This is a genomic window from Methyloglobulus morosus KoM1 (assembly GCF_000496735.2).
GTDB classification, from domain to species: Bacteria; Pseudomonadota; Gammaproteobacteria; order Methylococcales; family Methylomonadaceae; genus Methyloglobulus; species Methyloglobulus morosus.
On the sequence record NZ_AYLO01000118.1, the window covers coordinates 26,075 to 38,509 of the forward strand.

The window sequence follows — 12,435 nt, forward strand, 5'->3', positions numbered from 1 at the left end:
ATGTCGGGACAGGACAAGCAAGATGCCGAATTCATGGCTCATGCCTTACATTTAGCGCGACGAGGCTTGTACACGACCGACCCTAACCCCCGTGTTGGTTGTGTGCTGGTCAAAGACGGCAGGATTATCGGCGAAGGCTGGCACCAACGGGCAGGTTTTGCCCATGCCGAAGTTGAAGCCTTACAAAAAGCAACTGAAGATACAGAGGGCGCAACCGCTTATGTAACCTTAGAGCCTTGCAGCCATCACGGACGGACACCGCCGTGTTGCGAAACACTGGTCAAGGCCGGTATCAAGCGCGTAGTTGCCGCCATGCAAGACCCTAACCCAAAGGTGTCAGGAAATGGTTTTGCTTATCTTAAAACCGCAGGTATTGAGGTTAGCTGTGGTGTCCTTGAAGAAGACGCTAAGGTTTTAAACCGTGGTTTTATCATGCGGATGACCCAAAGCCGTCCTTTTGTACGCAGCAAAATGGCAATGGGCTTAGATGGACGTACCGCGATGGCATCGGGTGAAAGCCAATGGATCACCTCACCGGAAGCCAGGATGGATGTGCATCGGATGCGGGCGGAAAGCTCGGCGATCCTGACGGGAATCAATACCGTACTCGCAGACGACCCGTCCTTAACGGCGCGGATAGATAAAGAAGTCCTGCAACCGATTCGGGTGGTATTGGATTCTACCTTAAAAATTTCAGCGTACGCCAAAATAGTAAGTTTACCCGGGCGCAGTTTGATTTTGACCTGTTCTAAGGATGAATCCAAAAAGGAAGCATTGCAAAAAGCGAGTCTTGAAGTTTACGAGTTGCCTGAAGACCAAGGTCGCCTTGACCTTACGGAAGCCTTGAAATTCCTGGCCAGACAGGAAATCAATGAAGTGTTGGTTGAAGCGGGCGGGGTGTTGAATGGCGCGTTATTGGCTGATAATTTGGTTGATGAATGGATTGTATATGTGGCACCAAAAATTATGGGCGATCAAGGAAGGGGGCTGTTTTGTTTGCCGGGGTTGGAAAAATTGGGAGATAGCAAGGAAATTAAATTTAGTGATATAAGGCGAATCGGGAAAGATTTGAAACTGACTTTGAAAAGATAGGAGGCACTCTCTGGCTAACCAATAACCCGCAAGCTTGTTTGACGCTGAATAAAAAAATAGCTTTATTTCTCAGTTAAAGGCGCAAGCCGATAAAACGGTCAAGTCAAAGGACACTAATCAACTGCCATCAACGACTGCAGCCTCGTTATCCAACGACGTGTCTAGGGCTATCGCCCATATAATAGCGAACCATTTTCTCATTCTGTCATTGAGGCTATCGGCAATCATTTAAATGTTTTTGCCTAAATGGCTCGTTCTCCAACATCAAGTTCAAACGCTGGTCAAAAATGAAGAGGAGACTTAGGGCGTTTGCCGATGTTTTATTTTCAAATAAACCTTGGTTGCCGGCATAAATAATTTATCTCTTTTTCAAGCCCGCTAAACCGAAGGCCGACACAGGCCCAAAAAGTAAATCTTCTCCTAAGTATCGTGATATTTAACTCATATTTCGATGCGTTGTCATGAACCGGAAATAAATAAATGCCAAGCTGATGACGAATTTAACATTCGTCATCAATAAACTAATTTTATTTACCTGGCATAGGCTATCATTGGGTCTCATGATAGTTTAGAGACTTAATTTTTATCGATAAAGTTATTAAGCGACTCAAGCAGATGGGTCGGGTAATTCAACCTTAACTAGAGGAGAGTGTTATGTCCCTGGGATTTTATCGCGTTATCAAAGGAAAGCTAACGGTACGCCAACGCCAGTCTCCGGACGGCGACAGCATGCGGTTTATCGCAAACGATATGAGCTTGTTCGAAGAATTGCCCCATTTTTCGGAGCCGAGCGTGGCAGACGGGGTCGCTAGCTACCAGTTACGTTTTCAGGCTATCGATACGCCAGAACTGCATTATGGCGGGGCTGCCCAGCCGCACGGCCTGGAAAGCCGAAACGGCTTACTGGCTTGGTTAGGTGTGAACGGTGCCGATTGGAATTGGTCGGTCGCGCCCAAAGGGTTTGAATGGGAGCAAGAGGCGATGATCCTGTGTGACAGCTTTGAAAGCCATGGTCGACCGATTGCTTTTATCTTTCATGACCTGGATGAGAAAGACGGTGACGACATCAAAATGACCAAGTCCTTACTCCAAAAAAGCTACAATTTCCACTCTGTAAAAACAGGCTTGGCTTATTTAGGGATGTATACAGGTAGCCTGTCATCTGAAATACAAAGTGCGCTGATTAAGGCTTACAAAGACGCAAAACACGATAAGCAGGGCATTTGGGCGTTAGATAAAACCAAGCGTTTTACTGTCGACACCTTGGACGATCTCAGCCCAGGGGAGGGCAGTTTGATTTATCCAAAGATTTTTAGGCGTTGTGTTGATGCGTTACGCTGGGTAGGCGGGGAATTTGAGCCGGGGAATGATTTGGACGACTTCCTAGCCGCAAAACCAAACGAAAACGATCAGTTCGTCGTGCATGCCGCGCATAATGGCAAACTCAAAAGTCGCTTAGCAGATGTCATCGAGCAGATTAACAACCAGATTCGCATTCAAGTTGATCTTAATACGGTTGAATTTATATCGAAATAAATAACGCCCAAAGATAAAGGAAGAAATAGGGGGCTTAGTCTTCATAACTCTACCAAAAAATTGAGGAGGGAGCGATAAGGACGGGTCAGTTTATCGGTATCAATGGATGCGCTGCTGGCATGGGCGATTTAGCAGGGTGGGGCTTTCGTGTTCCGGAAAAGCAATGCCTTAATGCTGAATGCACCCGTAACGGGTGCTCAGGTTTTTTCAATGGGCGGCTCAGTAAGCCCTGATTAAGCCTTTCGAATCGCCAGACGAACGGACGTCAAAACCTTATTCGACTCAATATAACGCATTGAACAATGCTAGACTGTAAAGCATATAACCTTTAATGCTTGAACTATATGGCTACCCAACCCTATCCCATTGCTGTGATTGCAGCCGAAACCCCGACCCGGGCAAAGTCCGCTTATCCAGAACCGTTTGCTTCGCGGATGCTGGGACGGGAGAAACACCCGCTTGGCGATCTCTTTGGCCTGACAAACTTTGGTGTCAATCTTACCCGTTTGGCGCCTAAAGCAGTTTCGTCGCTCCGTCACGCCCATACCAAGCAGGACGAATTGGTCTATATATTACAAGGAAATCCGACATTGCTTACCGACGAAGGCCGCACAGAGCTTTATCCAGGTATGTGCGCAGGTTTTAAGGCAGGGATCGGTAACGGACATTGCCTAATCAATGAAACATTGGAAGATGTTGTTTACCTTGAGATTGGGGATAGGTCGCCAGGTGATGAGGGAAACTATCCCGACGATGACCTGAAGGCTTTGCTAGTCGAAGGCAAATGGAGATTTACCCATAAAGATGGTACGCCTTACGATTAATAGACAGGGCTGATACCGAAAGTTTTAGGTCAATAGTTATCCCCTGAAAATCCCGATAGTGGTGACGTGACGGTATTGATACGGCATTATAGTGATGAACTCTTCAGTAACTCACTCAGGGAAGCCTTCTCAAAACCAACTTGTCTTTCGACAGGATTCGCGAACGGTAGCAAGGGTTTTGCGAGGCCGTATCAATAGCGCGTCTCTCACAGTGTAAGTACTCTTATGACACAATCAGGTGGTTGCAGCCGAGAAATAACTGAGTCCATAGATGCCGTCTACCGCGTCCACTCCCGTCACGTATATGCCACGCTGGTAAGGTTGCTTGGTGATTTTGATCTCGCCGAAGAAGCCTTGCATGATGCGTTTAAGGCGGCGCTGGAGCAATGGCCGCATGAAGGCATTCCCGTAAATCCGCGTGCTTGGCTGGTTTCGGTGGGACGTTTCAAAGGGATTGATGTCATTCGTCGTCGTACCCGATTTGAGCCTTTGCCCGATAACATTGAAGAACAACTTTCTGTCGATATAAGTGATGAACTCGACGGCGAAGGCATCGAAGATGACCGTCTCAGGCTGATCTTTACCTGTTGTCATCCAGCCTTGACGCCTGAAGCCCAGGTTGCGTTAACCTTGCGTGAAGTGTGCGGGTTGACCACTGAAGCAATTGCCAGCGCGTTCCTGATTTCTGCTCCCACACAGGCCCAACGCATCGTCCGCGCCAAAACTAAAATTCGGGATGCCCGTATTCCTTATCAAGTACCGACAGCGGATAGGCTGGCTGAACGCATGGAAAGTGTTTTGCGCGTCGTTTACCTGATTTTCAACGAAGGTTACTTTGCCTCATCGGGTGGGTCGCTAGTCCGCCCGGAGCTATCGGAAGAGGCAATTCGTCTGGGTAGGTTGCTTGTTGAACTGTTACCAGACCCAGAAGCCGTGGGACTGCTGGCATTGATGCTGTTGCAGGAATCGCGCCGTGCAGCACGATGCTTACCGTCAGGCGATTTGGTGTTATTGGATGATCAGGATCGCACACTATGGAATCGGGATTACATTGCGGAAGGCACTGACCTGGTTGAACAAGCTTTATCGACAAAACAATTTGGCGCTTATACCTTGCAAGCGGCCATTGCCGCCGTCCATGCCAATGCACCCAATGCTGGACAGACCGACTGGGCCGAGATTGTAGCACTGTACGATATCTTATTAAGAATCAATCCTTCCTCCGTGGTTGAACTGAATCGTGCGGTGGCGGTGGCAATGCGGGACGATCCCTTAGCTGGCCTTAAGCAGGTCGATGAAATCCTGGCACGAGGCGATCTTACCGATTATTGTCTGGCGCACTCGGCACGGGCAGACTTGTGCCGCCGACTTGGAAAAACCACCGAAGCCATTGCATCTTACCAGCTTGCCATCAGCCTCTCCCGGCTCGAGCCCGAACGCCGCTTCCTTGAATGCAGGTTGCAGGAATTGCAGAAGAACTGACCTAAATCAAACCATTGATGTGTTATAGTTCGCGACTGCTTCGACAGGTTCAGTAAGAAAGGAATGCAACATTCCTCAACTGGGGTTTAGATTTATGCTGAAAGTTGTTGTGATTGGTATTGGCTTGGCTTATTCATGCTGTCCAATCCCTGCACACTATGCGGGGTGGAATAACAAGAGCAACCAAACCGGGTTCAGCACGCAGCCAAATAGACTTTCTTATCGCTATACGACAAGATCCCAGTCTATTTTTTCTTGTGATAGCTCCTTGGTTGTTGTGGAACTATTGTCTTCGCCACAAATTTTTGGTTCAACTGTCTCAGTGGAATGTAGCTCGTGGCTTTTGATCTCGTTGACTAAATAATTTTTAGCTTCTACAGCAGTGAATTCCTTTTCTTGTTTCGCGGTGGGCATGTCACTATAAGTGGTCTTGCCCCCTACGCCCCATAAAGCGAGCACCATCAGGGTCATGGCCAAAAACGGCGTGGTCACCATTAATGTTTTGATGAATCTTATAATAAAAAGACTAGTCATGGCACGCCTCCCACCTATTCAATGGACCGTTTTAAACCTCTTTGGCTTTGAAAAAAAATACGTTCTTGTATAAACATCATTTATTTCGCTGTTTCCGCATATAAATGAGAAGTCAACTACCTTATATCTTAAATTGAACACAATTTATGTGAATTAGTTCATAAAATCAAGATGAATGGAATCCTTTTTCAATATATTGTGAGCGAAGCCGCAATTATGAGCTTTAATGGATTCCTCATTTTTAACCAAGATCATTTTTCTTTGGTTCTCAAGATACGCCGAATAAATTTTTTGTCTATTCGTATAAATACCTAAGCCTTGTAAGCAAATTAGTTGCGTCTGAACAAATCGATATTCGGTAAGCTATTATTGATCAACCAAACAAATAAATACTTGAGTAAAAAACCGGCTGTACAGTTTAGCGATATGTGATTTCTTAAGGGGTGCTATCCAATGCAAAATAAAGACAGTTTTTTTATTCAGTTTATGAAATTGGCTGGGCCCTATTGGAATTCTGAAAATAAGTTAGCTATTCGGACAGAGACTGTCTTGCTGGTTGTCCTTACGTTGATGCAAATTGGGCTAGCGGTTTATGTTACCAAGTGGAATGCGACACTATTTGACGCGATTGAACAAAGGTCAATGGATGGCGTAAAAGCACAAATAGGGGTGTTAATACTTATTTTCGCTGCCAGTATAACAGTCACGACAGCGCATTTAATCGTCAAGCGACGTTTGTTGATCGGTTGGCGCACTTGGTTGACTGAAAAAGTCATTTCTAAATGGATGCACAATGGCCGCCATTACCAGATTACCTTGAGGTCGAAAAACGACCATGACAATCCAGATGGCCGCATTGCAGAGGATATACGTATTGCGACGGAAGATGCCATTAACTTAAGCCATTCATTATTTTACAGTTTATTGATGCTTGGCAGTTTTACTAAGATACTTTGGGATATCTCTGGGCGGGTGGTGTTTGATTTCAACTTTGTTTCAATTCCAGTGACGGGGTATTTAGTATGGATCTCAGTCAGTTACTCGATTTGTGCTTCCATTTTAGGCTGGTGGATGGGCAAGTCGATGACCGAGGCGACCCATGCCCGACAAACCCAGGAGGCTAATTTCCGGCATGACCTAATCGATACGCAAGGGAATTCCCAGGCCATCGCGTTAATTCGGGGAGAGGATATGGAACAGGAACGCCTGCTTGCCTCATTTCAAGCAATCATTGCGACTTATGCCCAACAAACGTCCGCCTGGAAACAAATCCAGATATTTACTTCCGGTTACTCGGTCACCTCTATGGCATTGCCAATTTTAGTCGGGTCGCCGCGTTATATTGTCGGCGCTATTTCATTGGGGATGTTGATGCAATCCGTCCAGGCTTTCCAGCACATGGTTTCCGCCTTGTCTTGGCCGGTCGATAATATGGCTTTAATTGCCCAATGGCGGACTTCTGTTGAACGGGTCTTGGGCTTGGTTAATGGGCTTGACCATTTGGAGGACGACATTTACCGTCTTGATTCAAGTCAGCTTAGCGTCAAAAAAGCGAGTGTTTCGGGGCTAAAGCTGAATAACGTGCGCATTGCCAGCGTTGAAGGCGAAAATCTCTCAATAATTATCAATGATGAGATCAAGGCTGGTGAGCGTGTGCTGGTTTCCGATCAAACCAACGCAGGATCGAAGTTATTTAAAGCGATTGCCGGATTATGGCCATGGGGGGCTGGAGCTATTGAAATTCCCGAGAATGACACGCTCTTTGTTATGCCTTCCAAGCCTTACTTACCATCTAAATCCTTATTTGAAGCGATTTGTTACCCGAAACCCAGCACTTCATTTGATCAGGCACAGATTGAGAAATTGTTGATAGATGTGGGCCAACATGAGTTGGTAAAGCAACTGGACCGGATAGGCTCATGGGAACAATTGCTGTCCAACGAACAGCAGCAATACTTGGGTGTCGTTCGCGTTTTGTTGCATCGGCCACAGTGGCTTTTTATCCAGGAGGCCTTGGATTCACTGACTCCGAATGACGAAGTGCTAATGTTGGAGTTACTGGGTAACGAGTTGCCCCGTACAGGCATCCTGACAATTACTCATCAGCCCGCCGCTGAAGCGTTCCATCAACGTACACTGAAAATTTAGCGCTTAACCAAACAATTGCACGAAGCCTAATGTCTTATGGCAGAGCTTGAGTCATACCGTTTTCTCAACAAAATGGTATATTGAACATTCTGGATATTTCAAGGTAAGCCGATCATGTATAAGTCACATGTAAGCCATTTGACCCATGATTTCAAAACGCTGCGCAATCTGATGGCTAAAGCTTCCCCTCCGCGTTCGGGCGATTACCTTGCCGGCCTGGGGGCCGCTAATAGCCTTGAGCGGGTTGCCGCACAATGGGCGTTGGCAGACGTACCCTTAAAGCAGTTCCTGAATGAAGCATTAGTGCCTTATGAACAGGATGAGGTCACCCGGTTGATTATTGACGGGCATGACAGCGTTGCTTTTCAACCCATCAGCCACTTGACTGTCGGCGATTTTCGTAACTGGCTGCTCTCTGGGCAAGCGACTACGGCAACTTTAACGGCGATAGCCCCAGGATTGACGCCGGAAATGGTGGCCGCCGTTTCCAAGATAATGCGACTCCAGGATTTGATACTGGTTGCCAAAAAGTGCCGTGTCATTACTCGCTTCCGTGGCACGATTGGACTGGAAGGCCGCTTGTCTACGCGTTTGCAGCCCAATCACCCTACCGATAGTCCCGCCGGCGTGGCGGCCAGCCTTGTGGATGGCTTGTTATATGGCTGCGGCGATGCGGTTATCGGAATTAACCCTGCATCTGACAACCTGGAAGCGACCTTGCGGTTGCTGCACATGTTGCGTGGCATTATCGAACGTTATCAGATACCCACGCAATCCTGTGTATTGTCGCATGTGACCACAACCTTGAAAGCCATTGAACAAGATGCCCCAGTTGACTTGGTGTTTCAATCCATTGCAGGCACCCAAAAGGCCAATGACAGTTTTGGTATTGACCTAAATTTGTTGCAAGAAGCACAGGATGCCGTGTTGGGACGGGAGCGTGGAACGCTAGGCAATAACCGCATGTATTTTGAAACCGGACAAGGCAGTGCGCTATCTGCCAACGCCCACGAAGGGTTGGATCAGCAAACCTGTGAAGCCAGGGCCTATGCGGTGGCGCGTAAATACGAGCCGCTACTGGTCAATACCGTGGTCGGGTTTATCGGGCCCGAGTATCTATACGATGGCAAGCAGATTATCCGCGCCGGCCTGGAAGATCATTTTTGCGGAAAATTATTGGGTTTGCCGATGGGTTGTGATGTCTGTTACACCAACCATGCCGAAGCCGACCAGGACGATATGGATATGTTACTGACCCAAATTGCCGTGGCTGGCTGTACCTTTATTATGGGTGTGCCAGGTGCCGATGACGTGATGCTTAATTATCAATCGACCTCATTCCATGACGCGCTGTACCTGCGCCAGATTCTCGGATTAAAACCTGCGCCTGAGTTTGAGCAATGGCTGCAAAAACACCAAATCTTCGATGACAAAAACCAACTGAAGCAACAGGCGCATATACCGGAATTATTTAAACCAACCCTGCAAAAAATAATGGGGGAAGCCGATGAATGACGATACGTATATTGTTCCCCAAGATCCTTGGAAAAACCTCACCCAATTCACGCCTGCACGGATAGCCTTAGGACGCGCCGGAAACAGTTTGCCAACCAAGGCCAGCCTTGAGTTTTTATATGCGCACGCCATGGCGCGAGATGCCGTCAATATCCCGCTGGATTTTGCAGCCCTTGAATATCGTTTAGATGGGTTGGGCTATCGGTCGTTGATGTTGGAAACACAGGCAGAAAATCATCGCCTATTTTTGCAACGACCCGATTTAGGACGCTTATTGAGCGAGCCTGCCTTGGCCTGCTTGCAAAATATCCCGCAAACCCATACCGATGCGGTTGTTGTCGTTTCTGACGGCTTATCATCCATGGCCATTGAGCATCACGCCGAACCCTTCCTGAATTTATTGCTGCCGGAATTGCAAGCAAAGGGTTATGCTTTGCCGCCCGTTTGTCTCGTAAAACACGGGCGTGTTGCGATCGGCGATGCCATTGCAGAACATTTTGGGGCCAGATTGTGCATCGTCCTGATCGGTGAACGTCCAGGGTTGAGTTCCCCGGACAGCATGGGCATTTATTTTACCTATCGGGCCCGGTCAGGGATAAGTACCGACGCGGACCGCAATTGCATTTCCAATATTCACCAAAACGGGCTGGGTTATGGGCAGGCGCTAAAAAAGTTGCTGTACCTAATCAATGAGTCGGAAAAATTACAGCTATCCGGCATCAACTTAAAAGACGAAACGACCGACACTGCACTGGATAGTCAACGGAAACAAACGAATTTTTTATTGGATTGAACATCCCGGCCTACTGTTATGTTATTAAGCGATTACGGAGTAATTGGACAATGAAATTGTGCATTGCTGGCCATCGTTATAGATTCGGCCTTTTAATGCCTGAACCGTTCGTGCTGAGCTTGTCGAAGCACACACCGCCTTTCGACAGGCAAGGCGAACGGAAACTTAATACTTCACAAGGCGGAATCAATAGTTTCCTTAATTGCCGAAGCTCCATTACCGACTAAACTAAGATTTGTTTCGCCGCCACGCCCATCAAAAGGAGACTTGCGATGCTGTACCCCCAACAGAACCTAGCCCGAAACAAGTTCGACCTGTCGGGTATTTGGGATTTTAGGATTGACCCTGACCTAGTCGGTGAGCAACAGGGCTGGCAAAATGGAGTGGTAAATCCCCGCCCAATCGCAGTTCCAGGCAGTTGGAACGAGCAGTATGAGGACATATATAACTATCTTGGGCTTGCCTGGTATATTAAATCAACTTATATCCCGCAAAGCTGGCGGGGACAGCGTGTGTTTCTGCGTGTCGGTTCGGCCTGTTATTTCGGCACCGTCTATATCAACGGTGTCAAGATGGGTTCACATGAAGGAGGGCATTTGCCTTTCGCTTTCGAGATCACCGACCAAATCCGATGGGAAACAGAAAATATTGTAGCGATTAGTGTTGAGAACGAACTCAAGCCTACCCGTGTGCCTTCCGGCAATATGAGTACTCCGCTGTTGCCGGTCGCCAGTTTTCCGCACACGACCTATGATTTCTTTCCATTTGCGGGTATTCACCGCCTTGTGGTGTTATACAGCGTCCCGCAAACCTATATTGACGATGTAACGGTCGTCACTGACATTGATGGGGTTAACGGCATCATAAAGGTAAATGTCCGGCTGAATTCAGCGGTTTCGGCACAAGGCGACTTACAACTAAAAGGTGGTGATGCGACTATCGTCGCCAAGTTGAATTTCCTGGATGGACTTGCCGAAATGCAACTTACCGTTGCCAATGCCAAATTCTGGTCTGACAAGATGCCTTATCTATACGACTTGGTTATCCAGGCGGGACAAGACCATTACACCTTGAAGGTGGGAATCCGCACGATCAGGGTGCAGGACAACCAGATTTTACTAAACGGAAAGCCCGTAAAGTTGAATGGTTATGGCCGTCACGAGGATTTTATCGCCAGCGGGAAGGGATTGAACTTACCCCTGTTGGTCAAGGATTATCAGTTAATGCGCTGGACGGGCGCCAATAGCTATCGCACTTCACACTATCCTTACAGCGAAGAAGAGATGCAATTGGCTGATCGGGAAGGCTTCCTGATTATTGATGAAATACCCGCTGTCAGCTTGCAGTTTGAGGATGACGATAATATTGCCATTCGTCAGCGCATTTGCTTACAACAAGTTGATGAGTTGATCGCCCGCGACAAAAATCATCCCAGTGTCATAATGTGGTGCGTGGCGAATGAACCTATGACTCCGAGATTGAACTTGACGGCATCCGAGATTCTTACCGAGCCAGCAGTCGAGAAAGGTAAGGGCTTTCTTGAAAGGTTAATGCATCGTGCGCGGGAATTGGATCCTACCCGATTGGTGACACTGGTAACGTTAGGGGGTACGCCTAGCTCTTGGGTTGAACAGTGCGATGTTATCTGCATGAATCGTTATTGGGGGTGGTATGTGTTGGGTGGCGAGATGGACAAGGCGCTCGCTGCCCTTGAACAGGAGCTTGATGCTGCCTGGGATACTTGGCGCAAGCCCGTTATCTTGACCGAATTCGGGGCAGATACCCTAGCCGGTATGCACGGTCATCCTAACGTCATGTGGACCGAAGAATATCAGGCCGAGTACATACGCGGGCATCTTAGGGTGGCGGGCGAAAAAGATTATATCGCCGGTATGCAGGTTTGGAACTTTGCCGACTTTGCCGCCGTACAGAGCATTATGCGCGTAGGCGGCATCAATATGAAGGGTGTTTTTACCCGAGGACGTACGCCCAAAATGGCTGCCCACGTTTTGCGGGAGTTTTGGGCTAGATAGATCAATGGCCAAAGCATTGGAATACGATGCGGAAGTACAGTTCGTTTGTTAGAAGAACCAAAAAAGGAAAATAATCCGAAATCTAGAACAAATTGGAAAAGTAAGGTAAAGCACCTAACAGGGTGAAAGACCCTAAACAAGATCAATAAAGTTTTATTTTATGGCTGTTACCTCTGTTGATAACAAATTCTTAGTATTAAGTATATCAATGTATTGAAAGCAATTACTAATGGTCAATAGCCTTTTCTGCGATGCCGCTAATCTTCGTACAGATGGGATTTTATCCTCTGTCCTCCCCTAAATACCTAAGTTTAATTATAGGGTTTTTACCCAGTCATTATTAGGGTTTTACCTGATTGAGATAGGGCTGTCTCTCAGATAGCATCACTACGTCCAAAAAACTTTGCTCAATTTATAGTGGGCCTATGGATTAAAAATACTGACATTGATCTGCAACGGGCCAGACGACAGTAAAAAC

General features: G+C 47.3%; 9 protein-coding genes. 8 read left to right on the forward strand and 1 reads right to left on the reverse strand.

The genetic code is table 11. The annotated features are described in order from the left end of the window. The 4 genes from ribD to MGMO_RS15250 all read left to right on the forward strand — a co-directional run bounded on the left by ribD (nucleotide 1) and on the right by MGMO_RS15250 (nucleotide 4,934). Nucleotides 1-1,092: a bifunctional diaminohydroxyphosphoribosylaminopyrimidine deaminase/5-amino-6-(5-phosphoribosylamino)uracil reductase RibD gene (ribD, locus tag MGMO_RS15235; protein WP_023495955.1), complete on the forward strand. Its 1,092-nt coding sequence runs from the start codon at nucleotides 1-3 to the stop codon at nucleotides 1,090-1,092. 654 nt (nucleotides 1,093-1,746) lie between these two features. Then, nucleotides 1,747-2,628 carry a hypothetical protein gene (locus MGMO_RS15240; protein ID WP_023495956.1) on the forward strand — a complete coding sequence of 294 codons (882 nt, stop codon included), beginning with the start codon at nucleotides 1,747-1,749 and terminating at the stop codon, nucleotides 2,626-2,628. Between the two features lie 344 nt (nucleotides 2,629-2,972). Further along, nucleotides 2,973-3,452 carry a cupin domain-containing protein gene (locus MGMO_RS15245; protein WP_023495957.1) on the forward strand — a complete coding sequence of 160 codons (480 nt, stop codon included), beginning with the start codon at nucleotides 2,973-2,975 and terminating at the stop codon, nucleotides 3,450-3,452. A gap of 225 nt (nucleotides 3,453-3,677) precedes the next feature. Further along, entirely contained in the window at nucleotides 3,678-4,934 is a 1,257-nt protein-coding gene (locus tag MGMO_RS15250) for an RNA polymerase sigma factor (protein WP_023495958.1), read from the forward strand. A gap of 225 nt (nucleotides 4,935-5,159) precedes the next feature. Here MGMO_RS15250 and MGMO_RS15255 read toward each other — a convergent pair whose 3' ends face one another. Continuing rightward, the gene (locus MGMO_RS15255; protein WP_023495959.1) at nucleotides 5,160-5,468 is read right to left on the reverse strand and encodes a hypothetical protein; all 309 of its coding nucleotides are present in this window, start codon (nucleotides 5,466-5,468) and stop codon (nucleotides 5,160-5,162) included. A 453-nt stretch (nucleotides 5,469-5,921) separates the two neighbouring features. On the opposite strand from MGMO_RS15255, the gene MGMO_RS15260 reads away from it, so the two are divergent. From MGMO_RS15260 to uidA, 4 genes are all read left to right on the forward strand, one after another. After that, nucleotides 5,922-7,616 carry an ABC transporter ATP-binding protein/permease gene (locus tag MGMO_RS15260; RefSeq protein ID WP_023495960.1) on the forward strand — a complete coding sequence of 565 codons (1,695 nt, stop codon included), beginning with the start codon at nucleotides 5,922-5,924 and terminating at the stop codon, nucleotides 7,614-7,616. 114 nt (nucleotides 7,617-7,730) lie between these two features. Continuing rightward, complete coding sequence (locus MGMO_RS15265; protein WP_023495961.1) at nucleotides 7,731-9,131, forward strand: ethanolamine ammonia-lyase subunit EutB; 1,401 nt, start codon at nucleotides 7,731-7,733, stop codon at nucleotides 9,129-9,131. After that, nucleotides 9,124-9,924, forward strand: coding sequence for an ethanolamine ammonia-lyase subunit EutC (eutC, locus tag MGMO_RS15270; RefSeq protein WP_023495962.1), 801 nt, complete (start codon nucleotides 9,124-9,126; stop codon nucleotides 9,922-9,924). The genes MGMO_RS15265 and eutC overlap by 8 nt, the downstream gene beginning before the upstream one ends. Nucleotides 9,925-10,196: 272 nt before the next feature. Beyond that, nucleotides 10,197-11,957 (forward strand): beta-glucuronidase, encoded by a 1,761-nt coding sequence (gene uidA, locus MGMO_RS15275; protein WP_023495964.1) that lies wholly within the window; start codon nucleotides 10,197-10,199, stop codon nucleotides 11,955-11,957. Nucleotides 11,958-12,435 lie beyond the last annotated feature (478 nt).